The organism is Devosia sp., from assembly GCF_039927955.1.
Taxonomy (GTDB): domain Bacteria; phylum Pseudomonadota; class Alphaproteobacteria; order Rhizobiales; family Devosiaceae; genus Devosia.
Map to the genome: position 1 here is coordinate 1 of NZ_JBDSUA010000044.1, position 19581 is coordinate 19581.

At 58.4% G+C, this 19581-nt stretch carries 20 protein-coding genes and 1 pseudogene; 9 read left to right on the plus strand and 12 right to left on the minus strand.

Annotated elements, in window-relative coordinates:
• Positions 1 to 215: pseudogene (locus tag ABIT12_RS11805) on the plus strand (hypothetical protein); the annotation flags it as partial.
• 39 nt (positions 216 to 254) lie between these two features.
• Complete coding sequence (locus ABIT12_RS11810; protein ID WP_348044596.1) at positions 255 to 926, plus strand: response regulator; 672 nt, start codon at positions 255 to 257, stop codon at positions 924 to 926.
• A 77-nt stretch (positions 927 to 1003) separates the two neighbouring features.
• On the opposite strand, the gene ABIT12_RS11815 is transcribed toward ABIT12_RS11810, so the two are convergent.
• The gene (locus ABIT12_RS11815) at positions 1004 to 2536 is read right to left on the minus strand and encodes an alkaline phosphatase family protein (protein ID WP_348044598.1); all 1533 of its coding nucleotides are present in this window, start codon (positions 2534 to 2536) and stop codon (positions 1004 to 1006) included.
• A gap of 517 nt (positions 2537 to 3053) precedes the next feature.
• Here ABIT12_RS11815 and ABIT12_RS11820 point away from each other — a divergent pair.
• From ABIT12_RS11820 to ABIT12_RS11835, 4 genes are read left to right on the plus strand one after another with little or no spacing between them, the layout of a single operon-like run.
• On the plus strand, positions 3054 to 3719 hold the full coding sequence (locus tag ABIT12_RS11820; protein WP_348044695.1) for a response regulator transcription factor: 666 nt from the start codon (positions 3054 to 3056) through the stop codon (positions 3717 to 3719).
• The gene (locus ABIT12_RS11825) at positions 3716 to 5047 is read left to right on the plus strand and encodes an ATP-binding protein (protein ID WP_348044600.1); all 1332 of its coding nucleotides are present in this window, start codon (positions 3716 to 3718) and stop codon (positions 5045 to 5047) included. The genes ABIT12_RS11820 and ABIT12_RS11825 overlap by 4 nt, the downstream gene beginning before the upstream one ends.
• Positions 5040 to 5837, plus strand: coding sequence for a hypothetical protein (locus ABIT12_RS11830; protein WP_348044602.1), 798 nt, complete (start codon positions 5040 to 5042; stop codon positions 5835 to 5837). The genes ABIT12_RS11825 and ABIT12_RS11830 overlap by 8 nt, the downstream gene beginning before the upstream one ends.
• Positions 5834 to 6058, plus strand: a complete 225-nt coding sequence (locus ABIT12_RS11835; RefSeq protein WP_348044604.1) for a hypothetical protein — start codon at positions 5834 to 5836, stop codon at positions 6056 to 6058. Before ABIT12_RS11830 ends, ABIT12_RS11835 begins: the two co-directional genes overlap by 4 nt.
• Here ABIT12_RS11835 and ABIT12_RS11840 read toward each other — a convergent pair.
• Genes ABIT12_RS11840 through ABIT12_RS11860 form a run of 5 tightly spaced genes read right to left on the minus strand, consistent with a single transcriptional unit; the run spans position 6055 to position 9735 of the window.
• Positions 6055 to 6261: a hypothetical protein gene (locus ABIT12_RS11840; protein ID WP_348044606.1), complete on the minus strand. Its 207-nt coding sequence runs from the start codon at positions 6259 to 6261 to the stop codon at positions 6055 to 6057. The genes ABIT12_RS11835 and ABIT12_RS11840 overlap by 4 nt on opposite strands.
• The gene (locus tag ABIT12_RS11845; RefSeq protein WP_348044608.1) at positions 6258 to 7013 is read right to left on the minus strand and encodes a COG4280 domain-containing protein; all 756 of its coding nucleotides are present in this window, start codon (positions 7011 to 7013) and stop codon (positions 6258 to 6260) included. The genes ABIT12_RS11840 and ABIT12_RS11845 overlap by 4 nt, the downstream gene beginning before the upstream one ends.
• Positions 7006 to 7698, minus strand: coding sequence for a phosphatase PAP2 family protein (locus tag ABIT12_RS11850; RefSeq protein ID WP_348044610.1), 693 nt, complete (start codon positions 7696 to 7698; stop codon positions 7006 to 7008). Before ABIT12_RS11850 ends, ABIT12_RS11845 begins: the two co-directional genes overlap by 8 nt.
• Entirely contained in the window at positions 7698 to 9071 is a 1374-nt protein-coding gene (locus tag ABIT12_RS11855) for an ATP-binding protein (RefSeq protein ID WP_348044612.1), read from the minus strand. Before ABIT12_RS11855 ends, ABIT12_RS11850 begins: the two co-directional genes overlap by 1 nt.
• Positions 9058 to 9735, minus strand: coding sequence for a winged helix-turn-helix domain-containing protein (locus tag ABIT12_RS11860; protein ID WP_348044614.1), 678 nt, complete (start codon positions 9733 to 9735; stop codon positions 9058 to 9060). The genes ABIT12_RS11855 and ABIT12_RS11860 overlap by 14 nt, the downstream gene beginning before the upstream one ends.
• A gap of 339 nt (positions 9736 to 10074) precedes the next feature.
• Here ABIT12_RS11860 and ABIT12_RS11865 point away from each other — a divergent pair, with 339 nt between their 5' ends.
• From ABIT12_RS11865 to ABIT12_RS11875, 3 genes are all read left to right on the plus strand, one after another.
• The gene (locus ABIT12_RS11865; protein WP_348044616.1) at positions 10075 to 11079 is read left to right on the plus strand and encodes an ABC transporter substrate-binding protein; all 1005 of its coding nucleotides are present in this window, start codon (positions 10075 to 10077) and stop codon (positions 11077 to 11079) included.
• A gap of 67 nt (positions 11080 to 11146) precedes the next feature.
• On the plus strand, positions 11147 to 11962 hold the full coding sequence (locus ABIT12_RS11870; RefSeq protein ID WP_348044618.1) for an ABC transporter ATP-binding protein: 816 nt from the start codon (positions 11147 to 11149) through the stop codon (positions 11960 to 11962).
• A gap of 19 nt (positions 11963 to 11981) precedes the next feature.
• Positions 11982 to 12866 carry an ABC transporter permease gene (locus tag ABIT12_RS11875; RefSeq protein ID WP_348044620.1) on the plus strand — a complete coding sequence of 295 codons (885 nt, stop codon included), beginning with the start codon at positions 11982 to 11984 and terminating at the stop codon, positions 12864 to 12866.
• Here the strand turns inward: ABIT12_RS11875 and ABIT12_RS11880 are convergent.
• Genes ABIT12_RS11880 through ABIT12_RS11905 form a run of 6 tightly spaced genes read right to left on the minus strand, consistent with a single transcriptional unit; the run spans position 12863 to position 19548 of the window.
• Entirely contained in the window at positions 12863 to 14245 is a 1383-nt protein-coding gene (locus ABIT12_RS11880; RefSeq protein WP_348044622.1) for a sensor histidine kinase N-terminal domain-containing protein, read from the minus strand. The two genes, ABIT12_RS11875 and ABIT12_RS11880, sit on opposite strands and share 4 nt — an antisense overlap.
• 23 nt (positions 14246 to 14268) lie before the next feature.
• Positions 14269 to 14940, minus strand: a complete 672-nt coding sequence (locus ABIT12_RS11885; RefSeq protein ID WP_348044624.1) for a response regulator — start codon at positions 14938 to 14940, stop codon at positions 14269 to 14271.
• Positions 14941 to 14986: 46 nt separating this feature from the next.
• Positions 14987 to 17635: an FtsX-like permease family protein gene (locus ABIT12_RS11890; protein ID WP_348044626.1), complete on the minus strand. Its 2649-nt coding sequence runs from the start codon at positions 17633 to 17635 to the stop codon at positions 14987 to 14989.
• Entirely contained in the window at positions 17632 to 18306 is a 675-nt protein-coding gene (locus ABIT12_RS11895; RefSeq protein ID WP_348044628.1) for an ATP-binding cassette domain-containing protein, read from the minus strand. The genes ABIT12_RS11890 and ABIT12_RS11895 overlap by 4 nt, the downstream gene beginning before the upstream one ends.
• Complete coding sequence (locus tag ABIT12_RS11900) at positions 18296 to 18967, minus strand: ABC transporter ATP-binding protein (protein WP_348063348.1); 672 nt, start codon at positions 18965 to 18967, stop codon at positions 18296 to 18298. Before ABIT12_RS11900 ends, ABIT12_RS11895 begins: the two co-directional genes overlap by 11 nt.
• Positions 18964 to 19548: a hypothetical protein gene (locus tag ABIT12_RS11905; protein ID WP_348044632.1), complete on the minus strand. Its 585-nt coding sequence runs from the start codon at positions 19546 to 19548 to the stop codon at positions 18964 to 18966. Before ABIT12_RS11905 ends, ABIT12_RS11900 begins: the two co-directional genes overlap by 4 nt.
• Positions 19549 to 19581: the final 33 nt, after the last annotated feature.

Consider the following 19581-nt stretch of genomic DNA (forward strand, 5'->3'; position numbering starts at 1 on the left):
TGGGCCTGAACAGCATCCTTGCCTTCTGGCTGGTCTATATCCTGACCCGGCCGCTGGGCGCCTCGTTCGGCGATCTGCTGTCGCAGCCGCATCAATATGGCGGCGTTGGCCTTGGCACGGTCATGACCAGCCTGGTGTTCCTGTTGATTATTGCTGGGGTGGTGGTGTTCATGACCCTTCGACACGAAGGCGAAGAACTGGTGACCACGCCGTAGGTAACCAGAGATGTTCGCGTAAAAGAGGGCCCGAAGACCATGCGCATTCTGGTAGTCGAGGACGACGTCCGAACCGCTGATTATATTCGCCACGGATTGATCAAGGTCGGACATTTGGTCGAAGTCCTCGACGACGGCACTCAGGCCCTTGCGTGCGCTGGCAGTGGCAGTTTCGACGTGATCCTGATGGATCGCCTGCTGCCGGGAATGGACGGGCTATCGGTTGTCAAAGCTCTGCGGGCTTCCGGCATCACCACGCCGGTGCTGTTCCTGACCGCAATCAACGGGCTCGACGACCGGGTAGAAGGGCTGGAGTCCGGGGGCGACGATTACCTCGTCAAGCCCTTTGCTCTTTCCGAGCTTTTGGCGCGCATAAACGCGCTTGCCCGTCGTTTGCCGGTGCCCGGGGAGAAAACCGCTCTGCGGCTGTGGGATCTTGAACTCGATCTGGTTCGCCACAGCTGCAAGCGCGGCACTGTCGCCATCGACTTGCTGCCGCGCGAATTTACCCTGCTGGAATATCTGATGCGCAACGAAAATCGGATCGTCACGCGCACCATGTTGCTCGAAAAGGTCTGGGATTTCCATTTCGATCCCAAGACCAGCGTCGTGGAAACTCATATCAGCCGGTTGCGGGCCAAGATCGACAAGCCCTTTGACCGGGCATTGCTGCATACCATCCGGCTGACTGGCTACACGATGCACGCTTAGGCTGCGGCGCCACTAACGTTCAAATCATCGGCTGGAGCGGAGTAACAGCGCGTCCTGCTCCAGCCAAAGCGTTTTTGCTAGAACGGCAGCAGTGGCAGTTCAGTGGTGCCTTCCTGTTGGACCGCCTGAAGTTCCTTCGGATCGAGCCCAAGGGCATTCAGGATCGTGGGCGCGACCTGCGCGGTTTGCACTAGTGCAGTGCTGGTCTTGCGTGTAATACCCGGATTGCTGATCAATAGCAGGACGTTGCGGTCATCAAGATTGGCGCCACCATGCTCAGCGATCTTCGAGCCGGAGGTGTAGACGACACCTGGATTGACGGTGACCATGAAGTCGGGCGTCCGGCTGTCGTTGGCGGGATCGTTATAGGCCAACGCCATCTGATTGGGGGTCCAGATTTTGCCGATGCCCAGGGTTTCGGCATTGGCGTCGAGATAGGCGCTGGCGGCTTGAACATTGGCGGAACGGGTGGTGGAGTCCAACCAGATCAGGGAAGCGTCATCCGCGATGTGGAAGGCATAGCCCGGTATCTTGGCATAAGGGGCGTCGTCCAGCGATCGCAGGCTGGCCGGATCGATTGGTGCCTGGCCATGCTTGGCAGTGACAATGACCAATGTGCTGTCCAGCAGGTTCTGTGCCTTCAGAGCGTCGACCAGTTCGCCCAAGGCGCCGTCGACATAGTCGAGTTGCGCCGCCAGAGCATTGTTGGGGGTGCCGCTGGCATCGCTGTAGCCGCCGATCAAGCCGGCGTCGTCGCCAGGACCGGATTTGGGCAGTTTCTGGCCAACGCTGACGGCCTGGAAGTTCATGCCGAACAATTGCGGTACCGCAGCCTTTGATGTCCCGGTGCTGTCCATACCCTGAATTTGGTTGAGCAGAACTTTGACCCGCGCCGCATCGAAATCGCGTTCGCTCTTGAAGCTTTTGGTCGTGGCTTTATCCGAACCGTCGATCAGCGAATCCTGCTCAAGGGCATAGAAATCATCAAGACCCGTCCCGGATGGACCGTTGAGCAATTCATAGGCGGGATGTTTGTCCGACCAGGCGGTGCGCCCGCCATGGGCTTTGACGATTTCAAACGCATTGTTGACGCGCGAAAATTGGTGCGGATAAACCGCCACGCATTTTCCGCCAACAAGCGTCATCGGCAGCTTCGCCACATCGATCTGGGTGCGCCATTGGCCCGGTGTGCCGCCAGCGTTGAGCTTGGTGGAGTCGACGTCGATATTTTCGGCCAGAGTGACTTCCGCTCCCGGTGCGCCGGAGCAGTCGGAGCCTGGTGCGAAGTAGGTGCGGTCGTAGCTGTCATCATAAAACACGCCAGTGGAGCGCGGCGTGCCGCCAGTGACCAGTGCCAGCATACCCGGAAACGAATCCGATGGCGCCGGTGACAGGGCGTTTGGATACTGCACGGCGGTTTTTGCCAGCGCGGCCAGGGTGCTTGTCTGGTGCGTTGCGACGTAGTTGGCAAGATCGATCGCATGCATCCCATCGATGCTGATCAGCATGACATGGGCGTAAGGCGCGCCAGCATAACTGTTGCCGATTATCGAGCTGAAAAAGGCAGTCGACAGCAACGCGGCTGTCAAAATGTGGCGGACGGATTTCATGAGCCCTCCTGGAGCGTTTCGGTCGAGACCTCGAATGGCCCGGCGGAGGGTAGGTAGGGCTGCAACATAACGGTCTTAGGACAGTTTATGGTCCTGGCCCCGGGTGATTTCTTACAGATTTGTAAGCTGCAGCCTGCCGAATTTTGGTGAGCGCAGACGGCGGATCGGTCACCCTCTAATTGTCGCCTAATTGTAGGCAGGTAATTTCATTGGGCTAGAAGCACACCACAACAAGGATAGTTGACCATGAGTACTGCCGGTATCAGCGCCTCCCGATCTGCCCCTGCGCCCGCCCCGCTGGCCAAAGCCCAGCCAGCAAAGGTGAATGATCACGACGCCGACGATCTGCCGGCCGCCGCTTCCGCTGCCCCCGCCGCGGCGCCGGCTGGCCAGGGTCAGGTCGTCGACATCCAGGCCTGAATGGCAAACCCGATCATCGCTTTACTGGTACGGCGGTGATCGGGTTCTTTGGTTTGTGGCGCGCTGCGGTGATCCCGGGGACGTCGGAACGACAAGCGTGCGCATCCTTCTGGTAGAAGATGACAAAATGATCGGCCGGTCCTTGGCGCTTGCCCTGCGCCAGGCCGGCTTTTCGGTTGACCTTGTCGAAGATGGCGAAACGGCGCTGCAGGCCATGGGTCAAGCCGATCATGATCTGGTTTTGCTAGATTTGGGACTGCCGCAGATGTCGGGCATACAAGTGCTGCGTGCGGCCCGCCAACGCAAAGATCAGCGCCCGGTTATAATCCTGACCGCCCGCGATGGCATCAACGAACGGATCGCCGGACTTGATCTTGGCGCCGACGATTACATCGCCAAACCCTTTGACTTCAATGAATTGACTGCCCGGATTCGAGCCGTGATGCGCCGTCATGCCGGCCACGCGGCGTCCCTGCTGTCGGCAGGCGATCTGACGCTCGATCTGGCCACCCGCACCGTGACCTATCGCGGCACCAGCGAAGTTCTGCCCGGACGCGAATTCACCCTGTTGCACGCGCTGATGGAGCGGCCGGGAATGATCCTGTCGCGCGCCCAACTGGAGGACAAGCTGTATGGTTGGGGCGAAGAGGTAGAAAGCAATGCGATCGACGTGTTGATCCACTACGTCCGTCGCCGCTACGACAAGGACATTGTCCGCAATGTCCGTGGTGCCGGTTGGATGGTGCCTAAAGGCAGCCCATGACAACCCTGCGGCGACAGCTGTTTTTGTCCCTGATTGTCTTGCTAACAGCGGTTGGCATTGCTGGCGGGCTTGGTGCGTACTTTGTCGCGCGGCAGGAGCCTGACGCTTTCCTCGACAACCAGCTCAAGCAGATCGCGCTGTTTGTGGGTGACAAGGTGAGGCAGCCACCCTTGGACGATCTCCCCGCCGCAGGGATTGATCCAGAGGATGCCATTCTGGTCCAGGTTTGGGATGCTCGCGGTACGTTGGTGCGCCAGACAAACCTCGCTTTAGAACTGTCGCCACGAGGGCATTCGGGTTTCTCCGATAGCGTGGCAGGTGGCGAGCCATGGCGAACCTATACGCTCCGCGCCAGCGACGAAGTCATTCAGGTGTCGCAGCGCTCAAGCGTTCGGGCCGAGCTTGCGGCTGACAGTGCGCTGCGAACGCTTTTGCCGGTGCTGCTGCTGATACCGCTCTCATGGCTGGTGGTGGGCAGTGTCATCAAGCGCATCCTTGGGCCGATCACGGCGCTGGCCGAGTCCGTAAGGCTCCGGGCCGCAGGGGCATCTGAGCCCTTGCCCATTGGGCGTTTGCCAGGTGAAGTGCTGCCGGTGGTTCTTGCAATGAACGATCTGCTGGAGCGTCAGCACGAGTTGCTGCAGTCCCGGCAACGCTTCATTTCTGACGCTGCCCACCAATTGCGCACGCCGCTGACAGCGCTGCGATTGCAGGCCCGTAATCTGGGCAATGCCAACGATTTGGACGAACTCGGCGACATGATCATCGACATTCAGAACGGCATCATGCGCATGGTGAAACTGACCGATCAATTGCTGCAGCTGGCGCGGTCTGATCAACCCGGGACACGGGCCGCAAAAGTCAGACTGGATCTTGCGGCAGTGCTCCGGGACGCCGTGGCCGACACAATACCTCTGGCCGAAGCCCGGCGCATTGACCTAGGCATCGTTCGATCCGGGGAGGCACCGTTTTATGGCAGCGACGCCGACGTTCGGATGATGATAGGCAATCTTTTGGACAACGCGGTACGTTACACCCAACCTGGGGGACAGGTTGATGCAGCGATCGACGTTTATGGCGGCATTGCCACCGTGTCGGTACTCGACGACGGGCCAGGTATTCCACCCAAGGACTTGCCCCATGTCTTTGACCGGTTTTTTCGATCATCGGCCAATGGTGGCGACGGCAGCGGCTTGGGATTGTCCATCGCCCAGGCAATGGCAAGCCGGTGCGGCGCCAGCATCGTTTTGCTGAATCGCTGCGATCGTCGGGGCGCGCTGGCCGAAATCCGCTTTCCCCCCTGCATGGATGAAACCCACAATGCTTAAGCCCCACAACCGGGACGGCTTCTGGAACCAGACAATCGTCGGCAAGGTTCCCCAGGTGACGATCTCGTTCTGGATCATCAAGCTGCTGACCACCGGCATGGGGGAAACAACCTCGGACTTTTTGGCCCGTCAATTTGATCCGCCGCTCATCGTGGCCACCATGGGGGCGCTGGTTGCCGCCGCCTTGATCGTGCAATTGAACGCGGCACGCTTGCGTCCTTGGCTCTACTGGCTCGTCGTCATCCTGGTCAGCATCTTTGGCACCATGGTCGCCGATGTGATCCACGTCGCTGCCGGTGTGCCGTACTTTGTTTCTACGATGGCGTTCGCCCTGGCAGTCTTGGCGATCTTCGTCGCGTGGTATCGGCGCGAAGGGACACTGGACATCACCTCGATCGATAATCGGCGCAGGGAGTTGTTTTACTGGGCGCTGGTGGTGGTGACCTTCGCGCTGGGCACCGCCATCGGTGATCTGGTGGCCAGCAGTTTCAGGCTGGGGTTCCTCGCCAGCGCGCTGCTGTTTTCCGGCGCCATCATTGTCCCCGGGGCGTTGTATTGGCGATCTGGCGGCACAGCCGTTGCACCATTCTGGTGTGCCTATGTGCTGACCCGGCCCGTTGGGGCCTCGTTTGCCGACTGGATGGGTGTTGGTCCGGAGCGCGGCGGGCTGGGTTGGGGCACCGGGCCGGTGAGCCTGGCGCTCGGCGGGGTTATCGTTGTCGTGGCCCTCGCAGTCTGGCTTACCAGACGGCGCGCAAGCTCGTCCGTCACTTTCGATATCGGGCAATGAGACGCCAGATCATTCCCTTACTTGGGTGTTTTGTCGCCGGCGCGACAATAGGCTCGCTGGCGCCCCTGGTTGCAACGCTGGGCGCGAACAGCGTGCTGTTCAGGTTGGTTGTCGAAACCTGGCGCAGTGCCCTGTTTGTGCACGGATGGTGGCCCTGGCCCATTGCCACGGGCGCTCTTTTTGCGCTTGGCTATTGGGGCCTGGCGCGGCTGAAACGCTAACGTTGCGCAGCCCGGATTGCGCTGAACGCCAGAATGGCGATGCATCCCACAAGGAGCGTGCCGCCGACCAGCAGGCCTGGCAGCGCCAACAGCTTGGCTGCCAGCGCCACGATGGCAATCAGGATCACGGCCCACAGCGCCAGGCTGCCATCATCGATGAACATGCCAAGAGTTTCATCGCAAATGGTCTTCAGCAGGCTCATGACTTCGCTCCCAGTTGTGGTTGGCCCTGCAGGCGCCGGATCGCGCCCAGGATCGCCCAGGCCGCTGCGGCGACCACGGCAAAGATTGCCAGAAGCGCCAAATCAGCGCCCGGCCAATCTGCACCCACCCCCTCCGCTGTCCAAAAAATCCCAAAGCTGGTGAGCATGATGCCGACGACAAATTTAAGCGTGTTCTCGGGAACCCTCGACAGCGGCCGATGCACTACCAAACCGACGGCGATCACCAAGATCAAGGCTGCCAATGCACCCAGGCCGGCATAAACCGTTAGCCCGCGTGTGGCCCCCACCGCGATGACGATGAAGATCACTTCGACCCCCTCCAGCAACACGGCTTTGAAGGCCGCCAATCCGGCCAGATAATCCGCACGCCGTTCGTCCTTCTGCCGGGCGAGTTGCGCTGTTTCCGAAGCAAAGGCCTTTTCCTCATCATGCAGAGCGATGATCCCGGCTGACCGAAGGATCGCTTTGCGCAGCCAGCGCATGCCGAACAGGATGAGCAAAGTCCCAACGATGAACTGGACCAGATTGATTGGTACCAGGGTCAGCAGCGGGCCAAAGACCAGAACCAGAATCAGCAGCACCGTCAAGGCAAGACCGCTGCCGAAAAATGCGGGACGCCAACCACGGGTCAATCCAACGGCCAGAATAATGGTGAAAGCCTCAACCACCTCAACCACCGAGGCCAGAAATGCCGCCGTCACTGTTGACAGGATCGTCGAGAGGTCAGCCATTTGAAAGTGCCCCGTTCGGCAGGTTTTTGGCTGTTGAGTGGATGCCCAACGCGTAAGCGCCCATTCCCGTCAGCAACGCCCAGGCGCCTCCAAGCGACCAACCTGCCAGAACATCGGTCGGGTAATGCACGCCAAGGTAGATGCGACTAATGCCAACTATCATCGTCATGAACACCGCCACCACTAGATAAAATACCTTGAGCTGGCGTTCCTGAACCCACAACGCCAGAAGGGTGCCCAAGGTGAGATAAACCACCGCCGAAAGCGTGGCATGGCCACTGGGAAAGCTCGCCGTAAAGACTTTGGGAACTCCCGCCAGTTGTGGGCGGGGACGGTCGAACATGATTTTAAGAACGGTACTCGCGATTGTGCCGGCGATGACCGAGGCCGCCAAAAACCATGCGATACGCGCCCTTTTGGTGAGCAAGAGCAAGATCACCACGACGATCACCACAATGCCGAGGACCGAAAAACTACCCAGCCCGGTGATATCGCGCGCCGCTTCCGGCAACCAGGCTGGACCAATAGGAGCTGCCAGATTGCCAGGCGTGCGCAGCGCCATCAGCACGCCCATGTCCACGTTCATGGTATCGCCTTCAACCACTTCGGCAGCGATCAGGCCGAAGCCACCCAACAAGAACACGGCCACCCCGCCGGTCAGGTACATCGGTGAAATTGCCTTCATTATTTTGCCTCTAGGATCATCGGTTCAAATAGGATGGTGACTTGTAAGCCTGGGCTCCGGTCACCCAGCGCAATGCCTGCGCCATGCAGATCTGCGATGGCCTTGACCATGCTTAAACCGAGCCCACTACCGGGCGTGGTGCGGCTTTTGCTCAGGCGGTACAGCCGCTGGAACACTCTGGTGCGCTCGGCTTCGGGAATTCCCGGACCGTCATCGCCCACGCCAACTGCAATACTGTCTCCCATCTTAACTAGACTGAGTTCGATGCGGCTGCCAGCACCAGCATGACGAATAGCGTTCTCAATCAGATTGGCGAACAGTTGGGTGAGCAGATCCTTGTCCCCCAGAATCATTGGTATCGGTACAGCCCTCCTGACGAGCGACAGGACCTGCTGACTGTCGGCCGCAACGTCGACATAGGCCTCTACGAGTACCTCTAGGATATCGGCTAACTGCACCGGCGCGAAGCGTTCTCGGCGGCTGCCAGACTCCAACTGTGCGATCCGCAAAAGCGCTTCGAACGTTGCGTTGATCTGCACGGCCTCTTCCTGGGCCTGCATCAGGTCCACCGTATTGTCTTCGCCGTTTGCTGCAAGCTCAAGCGCTCCTTCTATTATAATCGCAAGCCGATTGAGGGGTGTCTTGAGATCGTGGGCTATATCAACGCTGACCTGCCGCACACTCTCGACCAGCGATGCTAGCCGGTCGAGCGCGGCGTTAACCTGCCCAGCCAAAATGTCGACGTCATCGCCGTTGCGTCGTAAAGGAATGCGAGCATTTAGATCGCCGCGTCCCACCTGCGCCATGGTGGAGGCTATTGCTTGCATTCGCTTTTGAACAGCAGTTGCGAGCAGGGCACCGGCAATGATGGCGATGAGACTCGCTAAGCCGCCCGCCCACAGGAAACTCGTTAGCGCTAGCCCACCTAGCTCCTCGATTTCGGAGAAACTGGCACCAACCACGAGCAAATGACCGTCGAAAGTACCCCGGAAGCTGCGATAGCTGTCTGACAAGCCAAAACCAAAGTCTGCCTCACTAACTGAAGCAAGCCCGGGGCTGACGTCAGCTTTTTCCACATTGCCGGCAAGCTTTTGGCCAGCAGCATCGGCAAGAAAAAATACCCTGTCATGTTCCTCGGCAGCAACAGCATAACTTTGCACCGTTGCCGTCAAATCTTCTAGATCGTTGCCGGCGTATGACCGCGATATAAGATCAAAAGTTTGCTTTAGGCTCTCATCGAGCCGGTCGCGCAGATCGCCTAGTATAATTTGATACGCCAGAAATCCGGCGATTATGAAGGTAACGAAGAATAGTCCGGAAAAGACGATTGCAAGCCTGAATGCGGAACTTTGAAATATCTTAGTTTGAATCATGGATGCTGTATCCGGTACTGCGGACGGTATGCAGTAACTGAACGTTGAACGGTTTGTCGATCTTGGCTCGCAGCCGGCTGATGTGTGTCTCAACGACACTTGTCTTCGGATCAAAGTGAAAATCCCAGACGCGCTCCAACAACATACTGCGGGTGACAACCCGTCCGGCGTTACGCATCAAGAACTCAAGCAGCATGAACTCTCGCGCCTGCAGTTCGATCTTTTGATCGTTTCGCTTGGCAGTCCGCCTGGTCAAGTCAAGTTCCAGGTCGCCAACGCGCAATATAGTTTTTTCCGCTTGTGCCGGTGGACGGCGGGCCAGAGCGGTTACTCGAGCCATCAATTCCGAGAAGGCGAACGGTTTGACCAAATAGTCGTCGCCACCGGCCTCAAAGCCCTCGACGCGATCATCAACTCCTCCAATAGCGGTCAGAAAAATTGTTGGTGTTTGTATCCCACAGGCCCGAAGCGCGCGTACCACGGACAGTCCATCTAGCCCAGGCAACATACGGTCAACGATGAGCACATCGTATGGGGTATGAGTTGCGTGGCTAAGAGCGTCACGTCCGTCAGTCAAAACTTCAGCAAGGTGACCAGCTTCTGAAAAGCCTTTGACAACATAGTCTGAGGTTCTGGTGTCGTCCTCCACAATCAGAATTCGCATTGGCGGCCTTCCAGATTGAGTGGCAGAAGCCGAAACGTTGCGGATAAACCAATCAACAAACAGCGAAGTCCCGCGCGTTCTGGCCGCAACAAAATTTGACGCGCGGCATCATATAGCCGACGAGCGCTTACAGCCGTCTGGCCGTTATTATACAGATTTGTAAGGTTGATCTGGCGGCATAGCGAACATGCATGCGCCGTGTGCTTCATTCCTAACACTTCGGCGAGGACTGAAAGCTGGTTGAAAGGTTGCCTAGCTAGAACTTGTTGATCGATCTGAACAGGGCGGCCACCGGTCGACCCGCTCTAAGAAGCAGGATCGCCACATGAGGAGAGTCCAATGAAACTGCGTCCAATTACGCTGGCAGCTGCCGCGCTTGCAATTCTGTCAGCTGTACCGAGTCTGGCGGCCGCCGCCGATATTACAATCATGGTAGGTGGGGTCGAGAAGCAGATTTACCTTCCGGCAATGCTGGCCCAGCAACTCGGCTATTTCAAAGATGAAGGTATTACTGTCGACATTCTGAGCGAGCCGTCCGGCGTCGATGCTACCGATGAAATGCTTGCTGGGGTAGTTCAGGGCGTTGTCGGCTTTTATGACCACACCGTCGATTTGCAAGGGCTCGGCAAATACGCCGAGTCCGTCGTCCAGTTCAGCCAGGCCCCCGGCGAAGTCGAGCTGGCGTCGAGTAAATACCCAGACATAAAATCGTTTGCTGATTTCAAGGGCAAGAACTTGGGTGTGACAGGCCTAGGCTCGTCCACCAACTTCCTAACCCAGTACCTTGCAGTGAAGAGCGGTCTTCAGTTGAGCGACATCACCTCGGTGCCGGTGGGAGCCGGCGACACGTTGATCGTGGCTATGAAACAGGATCAAATTCAAGGCGCAATGACGACTGAGCCCACCATCTCGCGCATGCTCAAGACCGGTGATGCGCGGATCCTGATTGATATGCGGACCTTGGAAAATACCAAGGCAGCCCTCGGCGGTACCTATCCAGCTGCTTCGCTTTATATGCAGACCGACTGGGTAAACGCCCATAAAGACCTGGTTCAGAAAATGGCCAACGCTTTTGTTAAAACTCTCAAATACATCAATACGCACACTGGGGCCGAAATTGCCGCTCAGATGCCGCCAGATTATTATGTCGGTGACGAGGCTGGTTATATCGCGGCTCTGGATGCTGGAAAGCAGATGTTTACGCCAGACGGGGTCATGCCGCAGGGTGGACCGGAGACAGTGCTAGCCGTGCTGTCCCAGTTCAAGGAAAGCGTCAAAGGCAAGACGATTGACCTGTCCAAGACGTTTACTACCGAGTTCGTGGATATCGCGAACAAGATGTAGTCGTCTCGTTGGGCCGTCCCGTCCTCCCGGGGCGGCCTGTTTGTCCCTCCATCGATGGAGCCGACCTATGCTCGCCCAAAATTCTACTGTGCCGGCGATCGAGCTGCTGCACGTCAATCGCCGTTTCCTAACGCCAGACGGGCGCTCACTGACCGCACTACGCGACTTTTCAATGACTGTCGCTCCAGGCGAGTTCGCTGCCGTCGTGGGCCCGACCGGATGTGGAAAATCTACGACGTTGAACCTCATCACTGGCCTTAACAAGCCCAGCGGCGGCGAAGTGCACGTTATGGGGCAGCCGGTCGACGGTATCGACCCACGCATCGGGTTTGTGTTTCAAAGCGACGCGCTATTTCCGTGGAAATCTGTCCTGAACAACGTCATGGCCGGCCCGTTGTTTCGGAAGGTGAGCAAGGACTCTGCCACGGAGCAGGCCATGGACTGGATTAAGCGCGTTGGTCTGAATGGGTTTGAAAATCACTACCCTCATCAGCTTTCTGGCGGCATGCGCAAGCGCGTTGCCTTGGCACAGACCTTCATTAACAAGCCTGAAATTTTATTGATGGATGAGCCCTTTTCAGCCTTAGACGTGCAGACCCGCATCCTTATGCAAGACGAATTGCTCAAGCTTTGGTCACAAGACAAGGCATCGGTGGTTTTTGTGACCCATGATCTGGACGAAGCCATCGCCCTTGCTGATCGGGTCTTTGTGCTAACATCGGGGCCCGCCACAGTTAAATCGGTCTATGAGATCGATCTGCCGCGGCCAAGGCTGACCGCGGAAATCCGCTATGATCAACGGTTCATCGAACTTTCACGCATGATTTGGAACGATCTGCGCGACGAAGTGATGATTAGCCATGGCAAGGAACGCGCCGCTTAGGCGCTGGGTGGAGATCCTCATGACCATCGATATTGTACAAAATTCGAGCGCTATGGCGCATACCGCGACTTATAAATCTGATCAGCAAATCGAAGCGGCGGCCCAAATCGCCATCGCAAGTCGCCGCCGCAAGGTAGTCGTTTATCGTCTAGCACTATTGGTACTGCTGCTGGGAGGATGGGAAGTCGCCGGCCGTACCGGTGCTATCGATCCTTTCTTTTTTGCCATGCCGTCGCAGATCGCCATACGACTGTGGACCTGGATCGTCAACGGGACATCGCAGGGTCCGCTGTGGTTCGAAGTCTGGGTCACGATGGAAGAGGCGATCATCGGGTTCCTGACCGGTGCCGTTGCCGGCGTCCTGGCTGGGATTGCCTTGGGGCGCAACCAGTTCGCAGCTGATGTGTTCTCGATCTATATCCGCATAGCCAACGCCATCCCGCGCATCGTGTTGGCACCGATTTTCATCATGGCGTTCGGACTGGGCTTGCCCTCCAAGGTCGCCGTCGCGTTCGTCATGGTTTTCTTCGTAGTGTTCGCCAACGCCTTCCAGGGCGTGCGCGAGGCCGATCGCGCAATGATTGCCAATGCGCAAATCCTGGGAGCCTCCAAGTGGGATGTTACCCGCTCGGTGGTTGTTCCATCAGCGCTCAGCTGGATTTTTGCCAGCCTGCACGTTAGCTTCGGGTTCGCCATTGTTGGCGCAGTCGTGGGTGAATTGCTGGGGTCCCAGCATGGTATTGGCCAGATCATAGCCATTGCGCGTGGATCGTTCGACAGCCCCGGCGTGTTTGGCGGCATGGTGGTGTTGATCGTAGTGGCGATGCTCGCCGACTACATCATGACTGCAATCGAACACCGCATCGTCAAGTGGCGCCCCGCTCCTTTGTCCGAACAGTCCTAACCTAGCAATGGGATTTGGTCGGTCGCTAGGGCGGGAAACTGCACATCGACCACAAAGCCAGATCCCGTTTCAGGATGGGTAAAAGTAATGGACCCGTGAAACAGGCTCACGATTTCAACGACGATCGACAGCCCCAGCCCACTGCCGAAGCCGGGAGAGTTTGCCCCCCGTTCAAAGCGTTGCAGGATGCGGTCTCGGTCCGCTGCGGCAATACCAACGCCGTTGTCGGCGACCCGTAAGCCAACCTGATCGGCCCTGCTGCTAACGGTCAAATTCGCGATCACGCCCTCGCCGGCGTAAAGCACAAAATTTTCGACCAGGTTGCCGACTAGTTCGCGCAGTAAAACGGCATTGCCCAGGATCAGTGCAGATACAGGCGCATCGACGGTCACCTCGATACCGGCGTCCAGAGCCCGCGGCGCCGCGGCCGCTGCAACCTCCCGGGTGATGACTGCCAGATCGACCGGGTCGGTCGATAGGGTGGGTTGGTCGTGTTCGGACCGTGCCAGCACTAGGAGCTGGTTAGTCAAACGTGCCATCGCGCTCAGATCCTCGTCGATCGCTTTGAGCGCTTCGTCCTTTTCGCCAGCATGGGGGGTGCGTAGTGCATAACCGACCTGAGTCTTTAGGACGGACAATGGGGTGCGCAATTGGTGCGCCGCAGTATCGAGAAAGTCGCGCTGCCGGGTGAGCTGAAGCTTTAGTCGCGCCATGAAGTCGTTCAGGGCCAGCACCATCGGCTGCAGCTCAGTCTGCACTTTGTCATGGGGCAGAGGGCTCAGTTGGTCAGGGCCACGCTGCCGCACAGTTGCGGCTAATGCTAGCAACGGTCGCAGCTCCCGGTTGATGCCGAACCAGATGAAAAGTGCGGCGACAGTGACTAACACGCCCTGTTGGATCACTTGTCCGACCAGTAGCGATTGGAACAGTGTCAGACGGGCATTGACCGTTTGCGCCACCAGCACGGTGACAGGCACTACCCCGGTCGGGGTGATCACTATTTGCGGGAAGGACACTGCCCGCATTGGCGCTGCGCGGAAGGTGATATCGTATGCTTTCGGTCCGTCGGAGGTAGTCAAGATGGCAGGAGGGCCATCAAGATCCATATATCCGGCGATCAGTCGGCCATCGGCGGCAACGACACGATAGACGACGCGGTCACGACTCTCCGAAGCGAACATCTCCAGCGCGGCCGGCGGAATTGGCGCTGATATCTGCCCGTCAGAATATGTCAAATCCTCCGCTATCACCCGGGCGGAAGCGACGAGCAAACGATCCGTCACCTGTTGCGCCTGCTGCCAAGACCCATTGACGCTAATCCAAATACCAATAGCCAGGATCGCTAGCAGAGGAAGTGTGACGCGAATGGTCAATCCCATTCGGATGCTTCGGGCCTGCTCTGTCAATTTTCCAGGGTCCGGAGTAGATAGCCAAGGCCCCGCAAAGTGGCGATAGAGACGGTAGAGCCCTCCAATTTTTTGCGCAGCCGATGAACGTACAGTTCGATCGCGCTGTCGCTTGGCTCGTCTTCGAAGCCGAAAATGCTTTCCATCAGCCAAGCTTTGCTTACGGTCGTTCCTGCCTTTCGAAACAGGGTCTCGAGCAGGGCATATTCGCGCGGTGAGAGATGTAATTGCTTGCCAGCAAGTTCGAATAGGCGCGTGTTCTGGTCCAAAACCAGAGGTCCGAAGCTTAGCTGCGCCCGTTTAGAAGTCGCGGTTCGTCGGGACAATGCCCGCAGTCTGGCCTCGAGTTCGGAAATTTCGAATGGTTTGGACAAGTAATCATCCGCGCCAGCATCAAGGCCCTTAACGCGATGACTAAGGCTGTCATTGGCAGTCAGGATCAGGATGGGTACCGTCACTCCGCGATCTCGGGTGGCCCTGATCAGATCTATCCCACCCATCTTGGGCAGTCCAAGGTCAATGATCGCAACATCGTAGGGCTGTGTTTGCAGCGCATGAGCGCCGTCGTCGCCGTCATTTACGCAATCCACTATGTAGCGTTCGGCCCGCAGAAGTTTGGCGAGCCAAGCACTTAGTTTGAGATTGTCTTCGACGATGAGCAGGCGCATGGGCAGACATTGTCACATCGCCACGGGCTGGGCGAGGACTCAAGTTTCAGGTTAGTTCGCGCATGTGCTGCATGGGCTTCTCGGACGCCTGGCGGACCCCGTTGGCGAGGGTGATACCGGTTACCACCAGGATTGCGGTGCCAACCGCTGCAAGATAGGGCCATGGAACCGCCAATTGCTCCGGCGGCGGATCGAACACACCCTGCAGGATAACAACGAGAACTTGAGCAACAAGGCCGCCGACGACAATACCGATCAAGGTACCGAGCCCAAGCACCACGGCGGTTTCGGAAGCAATGAATGCGGCGACCTGTCGGGGTTTGGCACCGATGGCCGTCAGAATGGCAAAACCACGCCGGCGATCCGCCAGGCCGAGCGCCAGCATCAGACCCGTCGCGCCCAATGCCAGAATTACCGCGAAGGTCAGCTCCAGCGAGGTGAGCCCTGCCAAGTCGATGGCAGTCAGACTAGAGCCGATGATATGGGCAGCATCACCCAGTTCGGATACCCGCATTCCGGGGTATGCCTTGGCGAGTTCGGCGGCGGCCAGCTTGACCGACTTTGCGTCGCCTTTGGTCTTGAGCAGCCCGACCTCGGCCCCAGGGACACCCGTCATTGCGGCGATGTACGATGCGTTGGCGATGAGAAAACTGTCGCGGGGCGCCGTTGGAAACTCGCGGACGATGCCGGAAAAGATGAAGGGAACGCTTTGGTACGCGCCATCAGGTCCCTGTAGACGCAGGTTGATCGGGTCGCCCAGATTGAGTTGGAAATCTGTCACCGTCTCATCAGACACCAGAACGGCCGATGGCGTTGCTGCCAGAGTAGCCAGGGTGGCTTGAGCGTTGCCGTTGCCGAAATAGGCATTGGCCATGGCGGTGGCGCTGCCGATGGTTTTCGGGTCAATGCCATAGATGTCCTGCAAGTCGGTTCCGACATAGGCGAAGCGATGCTGCATGAATTGCGCGGCTGTGACGCCGGGGAGTGCCGCTAACTGGTCCTTGATCAGATCGGCAGGTGCCAAGCGTGTCCCGGTCACCGTGACGTCGGCACCGTTGGTCAGCAGCGCATCGACGCGTGCTTGGCCCTGATAGGTGGTGTTGAACACGCCCGTGGAGACTGCAAAGCCAACGGCAAGAGCAACGAACGCTGTGCTCCGTGCCAGGCGTCCGCGCTGTCTTTTCAAGGAGGATGCGATGATCGGCGCCAAGGCGCCGGACAACGGCATGACTGCGGCCTCTACCGTTTGACGTCCATAGGTCAGCAGAGCTCTGACAATCCGCATGCCCAACAGAGCCGAGCCGATCCAGAGCAAGACGGGCGCCAAAAATGCGGTGTAGTCGATTGAGACTGCCGTTACGCCTTCGGTGGCAAGCACCACCTGATAACCAGACGCTGCGGTCTGCCAAAACACGAGAGCGGCCAAGCCCAGGCAGATAATGTCAAGAAAAAGACGTTCCCAGAGCGGTATCCGATTGCCGCCCAAAGTTTGCCGTGCTGATGCAACACTCTGCCGAAACAATGATGAGACGCTGGGAACGAGTAGGGCCAGAACCGCAAGTCCGATACCGGCAAATATGGCCAGAGCTGACCAAAGCAGGCGGCCTCTACCCTGTACCGGCAGCCCAAACAGAGGGCCACTTAACGCCGCGGCTATGGCGCCAGTCAATGCACCGGTCCCGCCGATGGCGAGGGCTTCAACCAGAGCGATGGTCAGGATGGCGGAGGCGGTTGCACCGCGAAGACGGAGCAGCGACTGGTCGCGCCGACGCCGCTGTTCCCCCGAGGCCGCAAGCGCCATGGTCAAGAGGCAGGCCAGCACAATTCCGGGCGCTCCCAGAAACAGAAACAGTACCCGGGCATAAATCGCGTCGCCGCGCGCCGCGTCGAGTTGTACCGCCAGATTGTTGGCCAAAAGCGCCGTGCCGGCGACCCGCGCCTCCAAATTATGTCCAGCGTTAGTGACAGAAATAAAGGCGGCACTGGGATCGGCGGGCAAGGATGCGTGGTCCAGCACGGTGTGAAGCTGCAGGTGGGCGCTGGCCACAGCTGCGGTGCCGACGCTGCCAAACAGTTTCTGCCATTGGTCCAAAGGTACAATAACCGCATTGTCAGGCGGTGCCTGTGGGGCGGAACCAACCGGTACGCCGATGGGTTGAAAGATCGTGTCGGCAGTGAGCAGGTCAACGATACCGGTGATAAGGATCGAAACATCGCCACTATCTTTGTGGACGACCACCGTATCGCCGGGTGCTGCGTGTAGATTTGCAGCCGTTTGCTGGAGCAACACTGCGCCGCTTGTATCGCCTGCCAAAATTCGGAAACCCGATGGTAGAGTGGCAATGTAGGTTGCGTCGAGCCCCAACGCCTTACCCGCCCCCGTCACCTGGATGCAGGTATCGCTTTTGAATTCAAAGCTGGCGACATCTGCATAACCGACTTCAAAGATCGATGATGTCGGCGCCGCGTCAGTAATCGCCTGGCGGATAGCTGCCTTATCCGATCCGGGTAGTACCTGCACTTGCCAGTCAATAGGGGCCGTCGCCACTGCGCGGCTGGTCATCGTTGCGGCGCTGCCTTGGATAAAGGTTCCAAGGTCGGCAAGAAGCGCCACCGCCACCACAATCCCGGCAACGATGCCAATGATGCGGCCCGAACGGGTGCGCAACAGTCCACTCAGCCAAGCAATGATCATGACAAAAGTTCCGTAGGAGTGATCAGCGAGCCTTGATCGACCTGCCATTTGGTGGTGAAGCGCGCCGCAATGCCCGGATCATGGGTGGCAACGACGAGGGCGGCACCGGTGTGGTCGGCCCACTCAAACAGCGCGTCCATCAAATGAGTGCCTGTCTCAAGGTCGAGTTGCCCGGTCGGCTCATCTGCCAGCACCAGGGACGGTCCCGTCATGGTTGCGCGGGCCATCGAAACTCTTTGGGCTTGTCCACCTGACAGTTCCTCCGGCAGTCGAGTGGCCAGATGGCCAAGCTCGAAGCGATCAAGCGCCGCTGCAGCAAGGATACTTACATTGTCGGGCCTGTTGCACAGGAGTAGCGGCAAAATGAGGTTTTCCGTGACGTCGAGCCACGGCACCAAACTCGGCGATTGAAAGACGACGCCGATCTTGCCGGGTCTCAGGTCGCGTTGTGGGCCAAGCCCCGGCCAGGAAATCGAGCCCGAGGACGGAGCATCGAGCCCCGCCAGCAGGTGCAAGAGTGTAGACTTGCCGCTGCCTGTGCGGCCGACCACGGCCACTCGATCCCCTGCAAGGACAGTGCCGCTGGCATGCCGAAGCGCATCATAGGCATTGCCGTTAGCAACATAAGATTTCCTTAGGTTCTCAACTCTCACAAGGAGTTCACGCGACATTTGTGATGACTTTCCCGTTGTCGAGCCGGACGATTCGGTCGGCGGCCGCAGCCAACGCCTCACTGTGGGTGGCGACCAGAACCGCTACTCCGGAACGGGCCTGGTTTTGCAGCAATTGCACGATCGCCTTTTCAGTCTCGCGATCGACCTCTGCGGTCGGCTCATCGCAAATCAGCAGCGGCGGTGCCGCTGACAGCGCCACGGCAAGACCCGCTCGGGACGCTTCACCGCCCGAAAGCGTCGAGGGGTATGCATTCGAGCGCTGGGATAGTCCGAGTGTTTGTAAAAGTGCGTCTACCCCGTCAGAGTTGCCGCGGCCGGCGAGTTGGCGCTGGACCTGCATATTTGCCGAAACTGTAAGATGCTCGAGCAGATTGCCCGATTGCATTAGCATACCGACTGACCGGGCGCGCAGCTTCGCACGGTCCCTTTCCGGGCGGCGGCTCATCCTCTCGCCGCCAATTTCGACTACTCCACCGTCCGGCTCGTCGAGCCCGGCAATACAGGCAAGAAGTGTGGATTTGCCACTGCCAGATGGCCCCATAAGTGCTACCATTTCTCCGGCTTCGACGTGCAGACCCGCTCCACGCAAGGCGACCGTTTCCTCGCCCGCCGAGTGATAGAAACGATACAATTCGCGAACGGACAAAACCGGCGTCACTTTAGCTCGACCGAATTGGCCATTAGCAGCCACTGATCAACGTTGTCGGCGCCAGCCGGCGCCGCCATATCAAGGGTAAGCAGCTTGCCGGCCATCGCATAAAGGTAGCGCACGCATTCGAGCCGGATCTGCTTGCCGGTCACGGCGTTCGGCATGGAGTTTGCCTGGTATTCAACGCGGATGGCTTGCCCGCCGTTGAGTTTGACCTGCCCAATGCTCCTCACGGTTACCACGTGGCCATTGGCAACCAGGTCAGTAGCGATTGAATTTTGCACCGAAGCGATGGTGGGACCGATTGCACTATCAATCTCGGTCACCGACATCGAATTGAACTTGTCAGAAAAGCTCGCGCCGCCCGCGATATCTGTTCGAGACCACCCCTCGGGGACTTGCAGTGTAAACCCTGGAGCACTGTAAGCGATGAAAACTTGGCTATCAGGAATATCGCCCGGCGGATTATGTTCGGGCGTGACTGGCTGTTCGACGGCATAGGCCGCAGTGAGCTGGGGCAGCGCAGCGGTTGCCATAGCAATGATGATTGCAGTCGCTATCGCACCGAGTATCCGTGTAGGTTTGTGCATTTTTTTAAGGCCCTGTTTTGAGTTCCGAACACC

Bases quoted from the DNA above. Each gene is read 5' to 3' on its own strand.
- ABIT12_RS11895 (WP_348044628.1), bottom strand. From the start codon at position 18,306: ATGTCGCGTGAACTCCTTGTGAGAGTTGAGAACCTAAGGAAATCTTAT.
- ABIT12_RS11825 (WP_348044600.1), top strand. From the start codon at position 3,716: ATGACAACCCTGCGGCGACAGCTGTTTTTGTCCCTGATTGTCTTGCTA.
- ABIT12_RS11890 (WP_348044626.1), bottom strand. From the start codon at position 17,635: ATGATCATTGCTTGGCTGAGTGGACTGTTGCGCACCCGTTCGGGCCGC.
- ABIT12_RS11875 (WP_348044620.1), top strand. From the start codon at position 11,982: ATGACCATCGATATTGTACAAAATTCGAGCGCTATGGCGCATACCGCG.
- ABIT12_RS11830 (WP_348044602.1), top strand. From the start codon at position 5,040: ATGCTTAAGCCCCACAACCGGGACGGCTTCTGGAACCAGACAATCGTC.
- ABIT12_RS11845 (WP_348044608.1), bottom strand. From the start codon at position 7,013: ATGGCTGACCTCTCGACGATCCTGTCAACAGTGACGGCGGCATTTCTG.
- ABIT12_RS11815 (WP_348044598.1), bottom strand. From the start codon at position 2,536: ATGAAATCCGTCCGCCACATTTTGACAGCCGCGTTGCTGTCGACTGCC.
- ABIT12_RS11905 (WP_348044632.1), bottom strand. From the start codon at position 19,548: ATGCACAAACCTACACGGATACTCGGTGCGATAGCGACTGCAATCATC.
- ABIT12_RS11885 (WP_348044624.1), bottom strand. From the start codon at position 14,940: ATGCGCCTGCTCATCGTCGAAGACAATCTCAAACTAAGTGCTTGGCTC.
- ABIT12_RS11865 (WP_348044616.1), top strand. From the start codon at position 10,075: ATGAAACTGCGTCCAATTACGCTGGCAGCTGCCGCGCTTGCAATTCTG.
- ABIT12_RS11835 (WP_348044604.1), top strand. From the start codon at position 5,834: ATGAGACGCCAGATCATTCCCTTACTTGGGTGTTTTGTCGCCGGCGCG.
- ABIT12_RS11870 (WP_348044618.1), top strand. From the start codon at position 11,147: ATGCTCGCCCAAAATTCTACTGTGCCGGCGATCGAGCTGCTGCACGTC.
- ABIT12_RS11860 (WP_348044614.1), bottom strand. From the start codon at position 9,735: ATGCGAATTCTGATTGTGGAGGACGACACCAGAACCTCAGACTATGTT.
- ABIT12_RS11850 (WP_348044610.1), bottom strand. From the start codon at position 7,698: ATGAAGGCAATTTCACCGATGTACCTGACCGGCGGGGTGGCCGTGTTC.
- ABIT12_RS11880 (WP_348044622.1), bottom strand. From the start codon at position 14,245: ATGGGATTGACCATTCGCGTCACACTTCCTCTGCTAGCGATCCTGGCT.
- ABIT12_RS11810 (WP_348044596.1), top strand. From the start codon at position 255: ATGCGCATTCTGGTAGTCGAGGACGACGTCCGAACCGCTGATTATATT.
- ABIT12_RS11840 (WP_348044606.1), bottom strand. From the start codon at position 6,261: ATGAGCCTGCTGAAGACCATTTGCGATGAAACTCTTGGCATGTTCATC.
- ABIT12_RS11855 (WP_348044612.1), bottom strand. From the start codon at position 9,071: ATGATTCAAACTAAGATATTTCAAAGTTCCGCATTCAGGCTTGCAATC.